The 16,987-nt window shown below is 62.4% G+C and carries 7 protein-coding genes and 1 pseudogene; 4 read left to right on the top strand and 4 right to left on the bottom strand.

Annotated features, from left to right (window positions below; genetic code table 11):
- Positions 1-32: 32 nt before the first annotated feature.
- The 3 genes and pseudogenes from ACYZTM_RS25030 to ACYZTM_RS25020 form a co-directional block, all read right to left on the bottom strand.
- Positions 33-8,879: pseudogene (locus ACYZTM_RS25030) on the bottom strand (amino acid adenylation domain-containing protein); the annotation flags it as partial.
- 447 nt (positions 8,880-9,326) lie between these two features.
- Positions 9,327-10,061, bottom strand: coding sequence for a thioesterase II family protein (locus ACYZTM_RS25025; protein ID WP_131059830.1), 735 nt, complete (start codon positions 10,059-10,061; stop codon positions 9,327-9,329).
- Positions 10,062-10,241: 180 nt separating this feature from the next.
- The gene (locus tag ACYZTM_RS25020) at positions 10,242-11,414 is read right to left on the bottom strand and encodes an MFS transporter (RefSeq protein ID WP_131059829.1); all 1,173 of its coding nucleotides are present in this window, start codon (positions 11,412-11,414) and stop codon (positions 10,242-10,244) included.
- 223 nt (positions 11,415-11,637) lie between these two features.
- Here ACYZTM_RS25020 and ACYZTM_RS25015 point away from each other — a divergent pair, with 223 nt between their 5' ends.
- From ACYZTM_RS25015 to ACYZTM_RS25000, 4 genes are all read left to right on the top strand, one after another.
- The gene (locus tag ACYZTM_RS25015; protein WP_461985187.1) at positions 11,638-12,438 is read left to right on the top strand and encodes a glucose 1-dehydrogenase; all 801 of its coding nucleotides are present in this window, start codon (positions 11,638-11,640) and stop codon (positions 12,436-12,438) included.
- A complete protein-coding gene (locus ACYZTM_RS25010; protein WP_131059827.1) occupies positions 12,431-14,257 on the top strand; it encodes a glycoside hydrolase family 15 protein in 1,827 nt (608 codons plus the stop codon). Before ACYZTM_RS25015 ends, ACYZTM_RS25010 begins: the two co-directional genes overlap by 8 nt.
- A gap of 430 nt (positions 14,258-14,687) precedes the next feature.
- Positions 14,688-15,077, top strand: a complete 390-nt coding sequence (locus ACYZTM_RS25005) for a hypothetical protein (protein WP_461985185.1) — start codon at positions 14,688-14,690, stop codon at positions 15,075-15,077.
- Positions 15,078-15,125: 48 nt separating this feature from the next.
- Complete coding sequence (locus ACYZTM_RS25000; RefSeq protein ID WP_461985183.1) at positions 15,126-16,028, top strand: alpha/beta fold hydrolase; 903 nt, start codon at positions 15,126-15,128, stop codon at positions 16,026-16,028.
- Here ACYZTM_RS25000 and ACYZTM_RS24995 read toward each other — a convergent pair.
- Entirely contained in the window at positions 15,997-16,980 is a 984-nt protein-coding gene (locus ACYZTM_RS24995; RefSeq protein WP_461985181.1) for a GlxA family transcriptional regulator, read from the bottom strand. The genes ACYZTM_RS25000 and ACYZTM_RS24995 overlap by 32 nt on opposite strands.
- Positions 16,981-16,987: the final 7 nt, after the last annotated feature.

The following is a 16,987-nucleotide window of genomic DNA, read 5'->3' as shown; positions in this document are numbered from 1 at the left end:
GCGACCCGTTGCTGCGGATCGCTGACCACCGCCCGCAGCAGGTTCAGCCACTGCTCGGCGAGGCGCTGCATCGAAGCCTCGTCGTACAGATCCGTGGCGTAGGTCAGGCTGGCGTCGAGTGCTTCGCCTTGCTCCTGAGTATCAAGAACCAGGTCGAATTGTGTGGTGTGTTGCTGCCAGTTCAGACGTTCGACGTTCAAGTCTGCAACCGTGCGCTCGACGCTGGCGCCCAACTGCTGCTGGTGGTTGTAGAGCACCTGGAACAATGGGCTGTGATTCAGGCTGCGGTCCGGTTGCAAGGTGTCGACCAACTGCTCGAACGGCAAGTCCTGATTCGCCTGGGCACCCAATGCAACCTGCTTGACCTGTTGCAGCAACGCACTGAACGGCTGCTGCCCATCGATATCGGCACGCAGTACCTGGGTGTTGATGAAGAAGCCGATCAGGCCTTCGGTTTCGAGACGCGAACGACCGGCGCTCGGCACGCCGACGCTGATACTCGACTGCCCGCTCTGGCGATGCAGCAAGGTCTGGAAACTCGCCAGCAATAGCATGAACAAGGTCACTTGCTGTTCATGGGCGCGTTTGCGCAAACCGGCGAGCAAGTTGTGATCCACATTGAGCATCAGGCTGGCACCCCGCTCGGTGCGACGGGCCGGACGGGTCAGTTCGCTCGGCAACTCCAGCGACGCCTGGCTGCCGGCCAGTTGCTCGCTCCACCATGTCAGTTGGCGTGCGCCCTCGCCCGCTTCCAGCCAGTCGCGCTGCCAACGGGCGTAGTCGCTGTAGTTCACTGGCAAGCTATTCAGATCGGCAGCCCGACCTTCTACGGCCGCCTGATACAACGCGCTGAACTCATCGACCATGACCTGCATCGACCAGCCATCGGCGGCGATGTGGTGCACGGTCAGCACCAGCACGTGTTCCTCGGTGTTCACTTGCAGCAGCAACACCCGCCACAGCGGACCGTTGCGCAGGTCGAACGGACGGGCGATTTCTTCGGCCACCGCCGTGTCGACCGAGGCTTGATCGAGGGCGCGTTGTTCCAGTTGCAGTGCCAATGTGTCGTGCAGCACCGGGCGTGCCTGCTGGCCATCCTGTTCAAAGGTGGTGCGCAAGGTCTGGTGACGGGCCTGCAATTGGACGAAAGCTTCGCGAAGGGCTTCGCGGTTCAGCGGGCCTTTGAGGCGCAGCGCGGCGGGAATGTTGTAGGCCGGGCTCTGCGGGTCCAGCTGCCAGAGGATCCATTGGCGCTGCTGGGCGTACGACAGAATTTGCGGTTGATCGACCGGCGCAGGTTGCAGGGCCGGTTGGCCGCTGGCATTCGCTTGCGCTGCACGCTGGGCGAATTCCGCCAGATTCGCAGCGGAAAACAGACTGCTCACCGACAATTCGAGCTGCAACTGCTGACGCACTCGCGAAATCACCTGAAGCACCAGCAACGAGTGCCCGCCCAGCTCGAAGAAGTTGTCCTCACGACCCACGCGTTCGACCTGCAACACTTCCTGCCAGATCAGCGCCAGTTGCGTTTCCAGCCCTTCGGCCGGGGCCACGAATTCGCGTTGCGCATCGCCCGCTTCAGCACGCGGCAGAGCTTTGCGGTCGAGTTTGCCGTTGTTGTTGAGCGGCAGTTTCGGCAGCAGGACCAGGTGATTCGGCACCATGTATTCCGGCAACGACTGACGCAGAACGGCTTTGAGTCCTTCCAAATATTTGGCCTGAGAAACCACCGCGCCGTTGGCCACGACATACGCCACCAGTTGCGTGCCGTCCTGAGCGATGACCGCCGCTTCGCGCACGTCTTCACGGGCTTGCAGGCAGGCTTCGATCTCGCCCATTTCGATGCGGAAACCGCGGATCTTCACTTGATGGTCGATACGGCCGACGTATTCCAGATTCCCTTCGGCGTTGTAGCGCGCCAAATCGCCGCTGCGGTACAAGCGCGCGCCCGGCTCACGGGCAAACGGGTCCGGCAGGAAACGTTCGGCGGTCAGCGCCGGACGGTCGAAATAGCTTTGGGCGAGGCAAGCCGGGGCGCCAATGCACAGTTCGCCAACGCTGCCGGACGGCAACAATTGAACCGCCGCGTCCAGCACGTACAGCGCACGTCCGGCGATGGCGCGACCGATCGGAATGCCGAACGCATCGCTGGCATCGTCGAGACGGCACTCATGCACGCTGGACACCACAGTCGCCTCGGTCGGGCCGTAGGTGTTGAGCAGTCGCACATGGCTCAAACCAGCCTGATGCCACAAGCGCAGGCCTTCAACCGACATCGCTTCGCCGCCGACGTGGACCTGGCGCAAAGCACCGAGATTGCTTACCACGCCGCTCGCGCATTCGCGGGCCAGCAAATACCAGTAAGCGGCCGGCAAGTCCGCCACAGTCACGCCGTGCTGGACGATTTCGGCGGCGAGACGACCGGCGTCCCACACGTCATCGCCGCGCATGATCAACGCCGCGCCGACGCACAACGCCGGGAAGCATTGTTCGACGAAGCCATCGAAGCTGAAGGTCGCGAACTGCAACACGCGGTCCGACGCCGACAGCACCGAATAGTCGGCGGCGGTCTGGCAGAACTCGCGCAACGCGGCATGGGCGATGGCCACGCCTTTGGGCTGGCCGGTGGAGCCGGAGGTGTAGATGATGTAGGCCAGGTCTTCGGCGACTGCGTGGTTTTGCGGGTCCCTGTCCGGGTAGCCGGCGTTGTCGTCGAGGCTGAGGCGTAGCACGCCGGGCACATCCTCCAGCAGACCGGACTCGCACAGCAGCACGTCGAGGCGGCTGTCGTCGATCATGTACGCCAAGCGTTCGGCCGGGTATTTCGGGTCCAAAGGCACATAAGCCGCGCCGGTTTTGAGCACCGCCAGCAGGCTGACGATCAGTTGCGGACCACGGTTCAGCGCCAGACCGACACGCGAGCCTGGACCGGCGCCGTTGTCGATCAGGCGATGGGCCAGGCGGTTGGCCTGAGCGTTCAATTGGCCGTAGCTCAAGGTCTGACCATCGACCTGCAATGCCAATGCTTGCGGAGTGGCGGCAGCCTGAGCCGTGATTTGTTCGTGGACGAAAAATGTTGTGGATAACTCAACCCTCACCGGCTGACTGATCGCGAGCACCGCATTTTTGCCATCGACATCGAGCAGTTCCAGCGCGCCCAATGCTGCGTCCGGCTGCGCAACCAATTGCGTCAGCAGATGCTGCAGATTGGCCGACAACTCAGCGACCTGAGCGGCACTGAACCGCGCCGCGTCGTAGCTGAAGTCCAGGCTCAGGCCTTCGCCCAGTTCGATGCCCAAGGTCAGCGGATAATGGGTGCGTTCGTGGTTGTGCAGGTTGCCGAACGACAGCCCGGCCGGCGCGCCCTGTTTCAACGCTTCGGCCACCGGGAAGTTTTCGAACACCAGCAGGCTGTCGAACAACGCCGAACCCTGCTGCCCCGCCCAGCCCTGAATGTCGTAAAGCGGCACGTGCTCGAACTCGCGCATGGCCAGGTTCAGCCCTTGCAACTCGCCGAGCCATTGGCTGACGGTTTGATTCGGCTTCATCGCGCACACCAGCGGCAGCGTGTTGATGAACAACCCGAGTTGCTCTTCGATCCCCGGCAACGGTGCCGAACGCCCGGCGACCGTCGCCCCGAACACCACGCAATCCTGACCGGTGTAGCGATGCAGCAACAGGCTCCACGCTGCTTGCAGCAACGTGTTGAGGGTGACTTTCTGTTGCCGGGCGAACTCGGCCAAGCGTTGGGTCGCGCGGCTGTCGAGGGCGACGCGCAACGCCTCGCTGCCCTCGGCGCCAACCGGTGGTCGCAGCGCTTCGGCCAGCAAGGTCGGCGCTTCCAGCGGTGCCAGTGCCGCTTTCCAGAATAGCTCGCCAGCGGCGGCGGACTGCTGCTGCAACCAACCCAGATAATCACGGTACTGCCCGGTCGGTGCCGGCAACGACTGGCCCGCGGCGTAGTGCTGGATCACTTCGGCGAGCAACTGCGCGTTGCTCCAGCCGTCCATCAAAATGTGGTGGCTGGTGTAGATCAGGTGCCAGTCATGGGTGCCCGTGCGCACGAGTTTCAAGCGGAACAGCGGCGCGCTGCCCAATTCAAAACCTTGAGCACGCTCGGCGTCGGCCAGCGCATCGGTGTCGGTGGCGTCCAGCACCTCAAGCGGCAACGCGACCTGACGGACAATCGCCTGATGCGCGGTGTCGAGGCCTTGCCAGTGGAAGCTGCTGCGCAGGATGTCGTGACGCTCCTGCGCGGTTTGCCATGCTTGGGCAAAACGCTGCGGGTCGAGGCCTTGAATGTCCAGACGCAACTGGCTGATGTAGGCGCCGACTTCCGGTTCGTACAGGGTGTGGAACAGCATGCCCTGCTGCATCGGCGACAACGGATACAGGTCTTCAAGGGTCGCGACCGGCAATCCGTCGAGTTGCGCCTGACTGATGCGCGCCAGCGGGAAATCCGACGGCGTGACCTGCGGCACTTCAACGCCGCAGCAGTGCTCGATCAGCGCGTTGAGCTCAAGTGCGTAATCGTCCGCCAGACGCTGAATGGTCGCCGCGTCGAACATCTCGCGGCTGAAACCCCAGCTCAGCGCCAACTCGCCGCCGTAGACTTGGCCTTCGACCGTCAGCCAGTTGCTCGACGGGGCCGATGGATCCTGGGCCACACCGTTGCCTTCGGTGGACGGCACGAACATCGCGGCGTCGTCGAACTGGCGGTCGAACTGCCCCAGGTAGTTGAAGGTGATGCGCGGTTGCGGCAACGCAGCGAGTTCGGCGCGAATCGCCGGGGTGCCGAGGTAGCGCAACGCGCCATAGCCGAGGCCTTTGTCCGGCACGGCGCGCAGTTGTTCCTTGATGGTTTTGATCGACGCGCCGAGGTCTCCCGACGGCATCAGGTTGATCGGGAACAGGCTGGTGAACCAGCCGACAGTGCGGGTCAGGTCGATGTCGTCGAACAGGTCTTCGCGGCCATGGCCTTCGAGCTGAATCAGCGCGCTGCCCTGCCCGCTCCAGCGGCAAAACGCGCGTGCCAGCGCGGTCAGCAGCAGGTCGTTGACCTGGGTGCGATACGCCGCCGGGGCGTGTTGCAGCAGTTTGCGGGTTTGCTCGGCGTCGAGTTTGATCTCGAGTTTGTGCTCGAAGCGGTTTTGCAGCGCGCCGTTCGGACGGTCGCAGGGCAAATCGTTCGGAGCGTCGCGCAGTTGGGTTTGCCAGTGAACGAGGCTGTTTTCAAAGGCTGGAACGTGCGCTTGCAGGCGAGCAACCCAGCGCTGATAGGTGCTGGTTTTCGCCAATTTCACGGTGCTGCCGCTGTAGAACTGTTGAAGATCTTCCAGCAGCACGCGCCAGGAAACACCGTCCACCACCAAGTGATGAATGACCAGCAACAAACGCTGCGAGCCGTCGGCCATCGCCACCAACAGCGCGCGCAGCAACGGGCCATTTTGCAGATCGAGACTGCGTTGGGCTTCATCGCACAGAGCGTTGAGCGCTTCGACCGATTGCGCCTGACGTTGCCACAACACCGACTCCGTGGTCGGAGCGGCGTAGGCTTGCTGCCAACCTTCGGCGGTCTGTTCATAACGCAAGCGCAAGCTGTCGTGATGGGTCAGCAATTGCTCGAATGCGCGGTCCAGCGCCTCGACGTTCAACGCCTCGCGCGGCACCAGCAGCAGCGACTGGTTCCAGTGCTGACGCTCGGGGATGGCTTGTTCGAAGAACCACTGTTGCACCGGCGCCAACGCCACCGCGCCCACCGCCGGGCCTTGATCGATCAACGATTGCTCACCGCATCGAGCCGCTTGGGCCAGGCTGCGGATGGTCTGGTGCTGAAACAGGTCTTTGGGGCTAAACACGATCCCGGCCTGACGCGCGCGGCTGACCACTTGCATGGAAACGATGGAGTCGCCACCCAGTTCGAAGAAGTTGTCTTCAAGACCGACGTTGTCGATGGCCAGCACGTCCTGCCAGATCGCGGCGAGGGCTTTTTCCATCACGGTGCGCGGTGCGACGTGTTCGCGCTGTTGCTGCGAACCATCGATTGCCGGCAAGGCCTTGCGGTCGAGTTTGCCGTTGGGGGTCAGCGGCAGTTGCTCAAGGAACAGCAGGAACGCCGGGACCATGTAGTCCGGCAGATGCAGACGCAGTGCTGCTTTCAGGGTTTCACGCAGGGTCGCCTGCGCATCGATGTCATCCACCAACGCCGGATCGGTCGGCACGATGCAGGCGACCAGTTGCTGCCCGTTGACGCCGTCCTGCGCCAACACCGCCAACTCGCGGACGGCCTCTTGCTGCAACAACCGCGCTTCGATTTCACCCAGCTCGATACGGAAACCACGGACCTTGACCTGATGGTCGATACGCCCGACGTATTGCAGCGAGCCGTCGGCCTGATAGCGGGTCAGGTCGCCAGTTCGGTACAGGCGTTCGCCGTTGCTGGCGAACGGGTTTGGCACATACTTTTCGGCGGTCATGCCAGGGCGTGCGAGGTAACCGCGGGTGATGCCCGCGCCCGACAGGTACAGTTCGGCGGACACGCCTTGCGGCACCGGTTGCAGGTCGGCATCGAGCAAATAGCTGGCGGTGTGCTTGAGCGGTCGGCCGATGTTCGCGCGACCGCTTGCTTCACGGCGGGTCCAGGTGGAATAGGTGGTGTCTTCCGACGGCCCGTACAGATCGTAGACGTGCTCGACGGTCGGCTGCTGATACAACGCGTCCACCAGGCTTTGCTTCAGCGGCTCGCCGGCGAGGTTGATGATGCGCACGCTCGGCGGGACCTGCCCGTCGCGCTGCAACGCATTGATCGCCGACGGCACGGTGTTGATCAGGCGCACCTGATCACGGGCCGGCAGTTGCGGTAATTCCAGGGCGTTGCGGGCGATGATCACCGAGCCGCCGTTGGCCAGAGTTACAAACAGTTCCCACACCGACAGGTCGAAACACACCGAGGTCGAGGCCAACACACCCTGGATGTCTTCGCGGCTGTAGACCGATTTCGACCAGTCAATCAGCGCCAGCACGTTGCGATGGGCGATGGCCACGCCTTTGGGCTTGCCGGTGGAGCCGGAGGTGTAGATGACGTAGGCGAGGTTATCCGGCGTGACGCGGGTGACCGGCGCGCTGGTTGGGTAAGCAGCCCACGTCATGTCGTCCATGAGCAGCACTTGCGTATCAGCTGCCACGGTCAACGTCGCGGCGACCGATTGCTCGGTCAGCAGCACCAGCGCGCGGCTGTCTTCAAGCATGTAGGCGACGCGTTCGGCCGGGTAATCCGGGTCGAGCGGCACGTAAGCGCCACCGGCCTTGAGCACGGCGAGCAGTGCAACCAGCAAGTTATCGGAACGCTGCATGGCCACACCGACCCGGACTTCCGGCCCCACGCCCAGCTCGATCAGCTTGTGGGCCAGACGATTGGCCTGAGCGTCGAGTTCGGCGTAGGTCAGTTGCTTAGTGGCAAAGGTCACCGCCAGCGCATCCGGGCTCTCCGCGACTTGCCGGCTGATCAGTTCATGAATGCACAAATCTTGGTTGAAGCTTTCATCAGCGCGATTCCAGTCATGCACGATGCGCTGGTATTCGGCACGTTCAAGCAACGGCAAATCGCTGATGCGCTGCTGCGAATCGCTGACCATCCCTTGCAGCAAATGCTTCCAGTGCTGCGCCATGCGCGCGATGGTTGCGGCGTCGAACAGGTCGTTAGCGTAGGTCAGCGCGGCGTGCAGCTTGCCGCCCTTTTCGTAGGTATCGAGGGTCAGGTCGAACTGCGTGGTGCGCCCCTCCCACTCGATCACGCCCAGGGCCAGACCAGAGGCGGTGCTGACGGTGGAAATGTCCGCGACTTGCGGCTGGTGGTTGTACATCACCTGGAACAGCGGCGTGTGGCTGAGGCTGCGCTCCAGTTTCAGCGCCTCGACCAGGCGCTCGAACGGCAAGTCCTGATGGGCCTGGGCGCCGAGGGCGGTTTCCTTGATGGCGCGCAGCAACTCGTCGACGCAGGTCTGGCCGTCGAGCTGAGTGCGCAGCACCTGGGTGTTGACGAAGAAACCGATCAGGCCTTCGATTTCGGCGCGGTTACGGTTAGCAATCGGCACACCGACGCGGATGTCGGTCTGACCGGTGTAGCGATGCAGCAGCGCATTGAAGGCGCCGAGCAACAGCATGAACAGGGTGATGTTGTGTTTCTGCGCCGTGGCCCGCAGTTGCTCGGCCAGTTGCGCGTCGACCGCGAACTCGTAACGGGTGCCGCGATAGCTCGGCATCGCCGGGCGCGGGTGATCGGTGGGCAGTTCCAGCACCGGGTGTTCGTCACCCAGTTGCGCTTGCCAGTAATCGAGTTGACGCGCCTGTTCGCCCGCCTCCAGCCAGCGGCGCTGCCACAAGGCGTAGTCGCTGTACTGGATCGGCAACGCCGCGAGTTGCGGTTGCGTGCCGGCCTCGAAGGCGTCGTAGCAACGGATGAATTCGTCGATCAGCACGTTCATCGACCAACCGTCGGAAACGATGTGGTGCAGGGTCAGCAGCAGCACGTGTTCTTCATCGGCGAGTTTGAGCAAGGTGATACGCAGCAGCGGGCCGACTGACAGATCAAACGGCAGCACCGATTGCTGCTCCGCCGCTTGGGCGACTGCCACTTCGCGCTCCGTGGCCGGTATCGCACTTAAATCCACATGATCGATGACCAACGGCGCGCTGGCCGGTACTTGCAGCAAGGTGTCGTCGGCCTGGCGCTGGAACACTGTGCGCAGGGTTTCGTGACGTTCGACGAGACTGGCGAAGGCTTGCTCCAGCGCCGGCAGGCTCAGACGCCCGGTCAGACGCACCGCGCCGGGCAGGTTGTACGCACCGCTTTGCGGGTCCAGCTGCCAGAGAAACCACATGCGTTGCTGGGCGTACGACAGCGCCTGGCGATCTTCGGCTTCTACACCGGCAGGAATGGGGAACCGGGCGAAATCAACGCCTTCCTTTTGCAAGGCCGCAAGGAACATCTGGCGCTTTTCCAGGGGCAACCCGATAAACCGGCGAGCAAGTTTCAAGGAGTCTTCAGCATTCATTTCTAAGCATCCGGATCAGTGGCGGGAAGCACAAAGGCACGTCGTCCCTATAAAACGAATGCAGACCGGAAAAATTAGCGAGTGAGAACAAGTACCAGAAGGGTGGTGGAACGCGGAGCCTGAGGATGTCAAAAATCCATTGAGGGAGCGGGCTTGCTTGCGAAGGCGGTGGGTCAAACAACATCTACGTTGACTGACCCACCGCCTTCGCGAGCAAGTCGAATCGTCGCACCGCCGCTCCCACAGGGGGATTGAGTTGTGTGGGGGATGGGGTCAGGCGCTGGCGACCATGGTGTGCCGGCGATGGTGAACGTCGAGTTGATCCTTGATCACCCGCAGCACCTTGGCCTCGTGCTCATGGATAAAGAAGTGACCGCCGGCCAGCATGTCCACGGAAAAACTGCCGTGTGTTTCCTTGCTCCAGCCGATCAACTGCTCGGTGGTGGCGCGGTCGGCCTTGCCGCCGAGCACGTGCACCGGGCACTTGAGCAAGGGACGCTGCTGCGGTTCGAAGCGCCCGCACAGCAGGAAGTCCGCACGCAGGACCGGCAGCGTCAGGCTCATAAGCTCTTCGTTGGCCAGCACTTCTTCACTGGTGCCATTGAGGGTGCGCAGTTGATCGATCAACTCGGCATCGGTCCTGGGCTCAGCGAAACCGCGATCGTAGTCAGCCCGCATCGTCGGCGCGGCCGTGCCCGAGGCGAACAGCGCCACCGGCTCCGGGCAGCCGAGCGAGCGAAACGCATGGGCCATTTCACAGGCCAGCAAGGCGCCAAGGCTATGACCGAACAATGCGTACGGTGCCTTGAGCGTGGCTCTTTGTTCCTGCGCGAGTTGCAGCGCCAGGCGCCGCATGTCGGTGTGCAACGGCTCGCCATACCGCGCGCCACGGCCCGGCAGTTCCACCGGTTGCAGCTTGAGCCACTCCGGCAGCTTGCGCCGCCAGCGGCTGTAGACCATGGCGCTCGCGCCTGAATAGGGCAGGCACAGCAATGTCAGCTGGGTCACCGGGCTTACCTCGAAAAGTTGTCTGTTTAGAGAACGGATGAGCGCCGCAGGGAATTAGTCGTGCCGATACCCCTGTAGGAGTGAGACCGGCTTGCCGGCGATAGCGGTGTGTCAGTCAACTTGATGGTGACTGTTACACCGCTATCGCCGGCAAGCCGGTCTCACTCCTACAGGGGTTCTTTATTTCAAGTGGCGATAGCTTTGGACTGCGGAACCGAGGACCACGGCGCCAGCCGCAATCGCCACCCAAAACCCGCTGCGCGCGCCAAATGCATCGATCAGCCAACCCGAACTCGCCGCACCAATCGCCACGCCAATGCTCAACCCGGTCACCAGCCACGTCAGGCCTTCAGTCAGTTTGGCCGGCGGCACGATGCGTTCCACCAACGCCATCGCCACAATCAGCGTCGGCGCAAAAAACAGCCCGGCGACAAACACCGCCAGCGACAGCCCCAGAATGTTCGTCGCCAGCAGCAACGGCAGCGTGGTCACCGCCGTCGCCACCCCGCCATACAGGAACAATCGAGGCAGCGGCACTTTTGAGCGCAACGCCCCGAACGCCAATCCCGCCATGCATGAACCGATGGCATACACCGACAACACAATGCTCGCCGCCGCCGGCTGGCCCTGCTGCTGGGCGAACGCAACGCTGACCACGTCCACCACGCCAACGATGGTGCCCATGGCGACCATCAACAGCATCAGCAATTGAATGTCGAGCGAACGAATGATCGAGCCTTGATGGTGTTCTTCATGAGGATGAATCGCCGGCTCGGTGTCGCGCTGCAACACAAACGCCGTCACCCCGATCGCCAGCATCAGCAAGGCCGCCAATGGCCCGGCTTCGGGGAACGCCACCACGCACAGTCCCACCGACAGCGGCGGCCCGACAATAAAGCAGACTTCGTCCAGCACCGACTCCAGCGCGTAAGCGGTTTGCAGTTCCGGCTGGCCTCGATACACCTCGGTCCAACGCGCCCGGACCATCGCCGACATGCTCGGCATGCAACCGGCCAGCGCGGCGAACACAAATAACGTCCACTGCGGCGCCTGCAAGCGGGTGCAAAGCAACACCAGCAACAACGCCCCGCCGCCGACCAACGCCGAGATCGGTAGAACCCGGCCCTGGCCATAGCGATCCACCAGCCGCGAGACTTGCGGTGCGCAAAACGCCGTGGCCAAGGCAAACGTCGCCGCCACCGCACCGGCCAGACCGTAGCCGCCTTGCAGTTGCGAGAGCATGGTGATCAGGCCGATGCCCGTCATGGAAATCGGCATGCGCGCGATCATGCCGGCCAGCACAAAAGCGCTGCTGCCTGGGGCTTTGAATAGGTCGCGGTAGGGGTTGGCCATGGGTTGCGGGTCTCGATCAGGGCAAGCAAGTTGCCATAAGGCAGACCGAGGGGAAAGCGGCTAATTGTTGGTTGAATGTGAAGCCCCCTTCGCGAGCAGGTCGAATCGTCCCCGCACAAAACACGGAAACGGACAGGTGACGAAACTTTCATGGTTTGCCCTGAACTCTCGCCAGCCCCCGCCAGTCAGCTGATTAAGCCCTCAACTCAAGGCGCCAGCGCTGATGCAGATTTCCCTCGACCAACAAGTCGCCCTCATCACCGGTGCCAGTTCCGGCATCGGCGCAGGCGCCGCCAAGGCTTTGGCCGCCGCCGGTGCCGCAGTGGTGATCAACTACAATTCCCAGCCCGCTCCCGCCGAGGCACTGGCCCGGCAGATCAATGCGGAAGGTGGTCGGGCCATCGCCATCGGGGCCGACGTCTCTCAGGAAGCGGACGTCGACCGGCTATTCGCACAAACTGTAGAGGCTTTTGGTTCGCTGGACATTCTGGTCGCCAACTCAGGCATGCAGAAAGACGCCAATGCGGTGGACATGAGCCTCGCCGACTGGAACCAGGTGATCGGCGTCAACCTCACCGGCCAGTTCCTCTGCGCCCGTGCCGCCCTGCGGATTTTTAATCAGCAAGGTGTTCGTGAGGGCGTGTCCCGGGCCGCCGGCAAAATCATCCACATGAGTTCGGTGCACCAGCGGATTCCCTGGGCCGGTCACGGCAATTACGCCGCGTCCAAGGGCGGCGTGGACATGCTGATGCAAACCCTCGCCCAGGAAGTCAGCCACCAGCGCATCCGCATCAACGGCATCGCGCCGGGGGCGATTCGTACGGCGATCAACCGCGATGCCACCTCGGGCGACCACCTGCAGGACCTGCTCAAGCTCATTCCCTATGGCCGGGTCGGTGAAGTCGAGGACGTCGCCAACGCGGTGGTCTTCCTCGCCTCCGATGCCTCCGACTACATCGTCGGCACTACCCTGTTCGTCGACGGCGGCATGAGCCTCTATCCGGAGTTTCGCGGCAATGGCTGATCATCATCACGAACGACAAAGCGCCATCGATGCCCATGGCATCATCGGCGACATGCGCAGCGCGGCACTGGTCAACGACAAGGGCAGCGTGGACTTTTTCTGCTGGCCGGAATTCGACAGCCCGTCGATCTTCTGTTCGCTGCTGGACACGCCCGAGGCCGGTATTTTTCAACTGTCGCCGGACTTGCCTGATGCGCGTCGTGAACAGATTTACCTGCCCGGCACCAACGTGCTGCAAACCCGCTGGCTCAGCGACCGCGCCGTGGTTGAAGTCACCGACCTGCTGCCCATCGGCGACAGCGAAGATGATCTGCCGGTGCTGATGCGCCGGGTTCGGGTGGTCAGCGGCCAGGCAACGTTTCACATGCGTTGTGCCGTGCGGCATGACTACGCTCGCGCCAAAACCCGCGCGCGCATGGATGAAAAAGACGTGGCTTTCGAGGCCCACGACCAGCCTTCTCTGCGCCTGTCTTCTGACCAGGTTTTGAGCCTTGACGGCAGCGCGGCAGTGGCCGAATTCACCCTTAAACAAGGTGAGAGCGCCGAATTCCTCCTCGGCGGCATCGATGACCCGCGTTTCAAGGAAGGCGCCGCCGGGCTGTGCCTGGAACGCACGTTGAAGTTCTGGCGCGACTGGAGCGGCCAATCCAATTACCGTGGTCGCTGGCGGGAAATGGTCAATCGTTCGGCCCTGGCCCTGAAGCTGCTGACCTCGCGCAAACATGGCGCGATCCTCGCCGCGGCCACGTTCGGCCTCCCGGAAACACCTGGCGGCGAACGCAACTGGGACTACCGCTACACCTGGATCCGCGACGCCTCGTTCACCGTCTACGCCTTCATGCGCCTGGGTTTCGTGCAGGAGGCCAACGATTACATGGGCTGGCTGCGCGGGCGGGTCAGCGATTGTCACGGCAAACCGATGAAACTCAACATTCTTTATGCCATCGACGGCCGCCAGGAACTGCCCGAAACCGAACTCTCGCACCTGTCCGGCCACGGCGGCGCGACGCCGGTACGCATCGGCAATCAGGCGTACGATCAGGTCCAGCTCGACATCTTCGGCGAGCTGATGGACGCGGTGTACCTGGTCAACAAGTACGGCGACGCCATCTCTCATGAGGGCTGGAAACACGCGGTGGAAGTCGTGGATCAAGTCTGTGAAACCTGGCAGCAAAAGGACGTGGGCATCTGGGAAATGCGCGGCGAACAGCATCACTTCCTGCACTCGCGACTGATGTGCTGGGTCGCGCTGGATCGGGCTATTCGCCTCGCTTCCAAACGCTCCCTGCCCGCCCCGTTCGCTCGTTGGGACCAGACCCGTCAAGCGATCTACGCCGACATCTGGGAGAACTTCTGGAACGAAGAACGCGGGCACTTCGTCCAGCACATCGGCGGCACGGCGCTGGATGGTTCGATGCTGCTGATGCCGCTGGTACGCTTCGTCAGCGCCAAAGACCCGCGCTGGCTCTCGACCCTCGAAGCCATCCAGAAAACCCTGGTGCGCGACGGCATGGTCTACCGCTACCGCAACGAAGACAGCCAGATCGACGGCCTTGACGGCACCGAAGGCGCCTTTGCCGCGTGTTCATTCTGGTACGTCGAATGCCTGGCCCGGGCGGGTCAGGTGGAAAAGGCCCATCTGGAGTTCGAACAGTTGCTGAGGTACGCCAACCCGCTGGGGTTGTACGCCGAAGAATTCGACAGCCATGCACGGCATCTGGGCAACACGCCGCAAGCGCTGACGCACCTGGCGCTGATCAGTGCGGCGAGTTTTCTGGATCGGAAATTGAGCGGGGAGAAGAGTTACTGGCAGCCTTGAGACCGCGTCGCCCCCTTCGCGGGCAAGCCACGCTCCCACAGGGTTTGTGTCGTTCGCAAATAATGTGTACGACACAAAACTGTAGGAGCGAGGCTTGCCCGCGAAGAGGCCATGAGCCTTCACACAAAACCAACCGAATGCCACTGTCCGCCAAAACGTGTCAGAAACGTCGCTTTTCACGACGCAGCTTGTAGGAACAATGCTAATCCGCGAAGAACTTAAACATCGCCTATCTGACAAAACACACCTCGCCACAAGCGTGAATAGGCCTAACGCCGACAAATCTAAACAGAACCTGCTGTTTACCCAAGCAACACCGGGTTCCTACACCCGGAAATACCTTGTTGCCAGCCGTTACATCCACCCCTAACATCCACGCTCAACGGGTGCAGCGGAGCTGCCCAATAAAACCCGATTTCAAGGAACCAGAATGAGCCAGCGTATCCACCGCCACATCGACTCACCACTGCGTTCAGGCCTGAACCGTAATGAATTGTGGGAAGCCCAGGACAAGGGCCTGATCAAATGCTGGGAAATCGGCCGCCAACGCGCCGCCCGCTTCCCCGAACTCGCCCGACGCAGCCTTGCCGGCGAACTCCCCGTATTGGGCTGGAAAGGTGGTGTCAGCCGCAGCCTGAAGAAACTCGAAAAATACGGATCCCTCAAATACCTCGCCCAATGGCAGGGCTTGCGTGGAGAGGATCTGGATGTTGATCTGGGTGAAGAGCGGGAATTGACGTGTTCGCGGACCAGGATGGTGGTGACGTTTACGCCGGATCGGTCGAAGTATTTCAATCAGGTGGCGGAAGTGGAAGCCTGAGACCGCCGATTTGCATCCGTTTCAAAAACACACCGCTGGGAGTGTCCGATGAACAATGAAACGTTGATCCAATACACCAAGACCCCAGGCTTGACGGTCGCCTACGAAGAACACGGTCCAACCTCCGGCGACCCGGTCATCCTCCTCCACGGCTTCCCCTACTCCCCACGTGCCTACGACGAAATCGCTCCGGCCCTCGCCTCTCAGGGCTACCGCGTTATCGTCCCGTACCTGCGCGGCTACGGTGCGACCCGTTTCAACAGCCCCGATACCCTGCGCTCCGGCCAGCAAGCCGCCCTAGCCCAGGATCTGCTGGATTTGATTGACGCGCTCGCCATCCCGCAAGCCGCCCTCTGCGGCTACGATTGGGGTGGTCGGGCGGCGTGTATCGTGGCGGCGCTTTGGCCGGAGCGGGTTCGTTGCCTGGTGACTGGCGACGGCTACAACCTTCAGGACATTCCCCACTCCACTCGGCCGCGGGACCCGGAAACCGAGCATCGCCTCTGGTATCAGTATTACTTTCACACCCCGCGTGGGGTCGAAGGGCTGACGAAAAATCGCCGGGCATTGTGCGAGTTACTCTGGAAGTTATGGTCACCGACCTGGGCCGAAGGTCCTGAGCGCTACCCGCTGAGTTCGCCGGCCTTCGACAACCCGGATTTCGTCGATGTGGTGATTCACTCCTACCGTCACCGATTCATGTATACGCCCGGCGATCCCGCGCTGGAGTGGATGGAAGAAGCGCTGACCCGACAGCCACCGATCAGCGTGCCGACGATTTCCCTATGTGGGGCCGACGATGGTGTCGGACCGGCAGAGGAGATAGACGAGGACATCGAGCATTTCACCGGAGTTTATGAGCGCCGAGTGCTGGCAGGCGTCGGTCATAACATTCCCGAAGAAGCGCCCGAAGCCACACTCAAGGCGTTACTGGATCTGCTTCAGCGCTGACAGAAAATCGCTCGCGATACGCTTGTGGCGTCACGCCCATGGCCCGCAGAAAATTGCGTCGAAGCGTCTCTTCACTGCCGAACCCGCACTGCACCGCCACCCGTTTGATCGGCAGCCCGGTATCACTGAGCAAGCGTCGCGCCGTCTCGACCCGGATCAGTTCAATGGCCCGGGCCGGGGTCTGGCCGGTGTCGGCGCGGTAATGGCGAACGAAGCTGCGCTCGCTCATGCCGGCCTGCAAGGCGAGGGTCGGAATGCCAAGGTCCATGGTGAGATGTTCGCTGATCCAGGCGTGAAGGTCATCGAACCGGCTGCCTTCCTTTTGCAAAGACAAGGTCACGCTGAACTGCGACTGACCGCCCGGGCGTTTGAGGAACACCACCAGTTGCCGGGCGACTTCCAGGGCCATCTTGCGCCCGAGGTCCTCTTCGACCATCGCCAGCGAAAGGTCGATGCCGGCCGTGACGCCGGCCGAGGTCCAGACCGGACCGTCGTTGATAAAGATCGGATTGGGCTCGACCCGCAATCGGGGATGTTGCTGCGCCAATTGCTCGCAACGGGTCCAGTGAGTCACCACCCGCCGACCATCGAGCCAACCACTGGCCGCCAGTAAAAATGCCCCGGTGCACACCGATGCCACCCGCCGACATGCCGTCGCATGCTCACGCACCCAGGCCACCAGCGGCTGGTCTTGCGCCGCCGCGTAAACACCCCAGCCACCGGCAATGATCAAGGTGTCGCTGCCTTGTTCCGGCAACGGTTCGGCCAACAGCGCCAGCCCCGCCGACGACATCACCGCCCCGCCACCGCCGGCAATCACCGTCGGCGCATAGGGCAGCGGTAAACCTTGTTGGCGGGCGATGTCGTTGGCCGAGGCGAACACCTGCAACGGCCCGGTGACGTCGAGCAATTGCACGTTGGCGAACGCGAGCACATGGATGGTTTTAGACATTTGGCGT

It is taken from the genome of Pseudomonas sp. MDT2-39-1 (assembly GCF_054898085.1).
The sequence above is the reverse complement of the archived record's forward strand: the minus strand, read 5'-3'. Positions and strand labels throughout refer to the sequence as shown.

Coding starts and splice junctions, on each gene's coding strand:
- ACYZTM_RS25020 (WP_131059829.1), bottom strand. CDS start 11,414: ATGGCCAACCCCTACCGCGACCTATTCAAAGCCCCAGGCAGCAGCGCT.
- ACYZTM_RS25015 (WP_461985187.1), top strand. CDS start 11,638: ATGCAGATTTCCCTCGACCAACAAGTCGCCCTCATCACCGGTGCCAGT.
- ACYZTM_RS25010 (WP_131059827.1), top strand. CDS start 12,431: ATGGCTGATCATCATCACGAACGACAAAGCGCCATCGATGCCCATGGC.
- ACYZTM_RS25005 (WP_461985185.1), top strand. CDS start 14,688: ATGAGCCAGCGTATCCACCGCCACATCGACTCACCACTGCGTTCAGGC.
- ACYZTM_RS25000 (WP_461985183.1), top strand. CDS start 15,126: ATGAACAATGAAACGTTGATCCAATACACCAAGACCCCAGGCTTGACG.
- ACYZTM_RS24995 (WP_461985181.1), bottom strand. CDS start 16,980: ATGTCTAAAACCATCCATGTGCTCGCGTTCGCCAACGTGCAATTGCTC.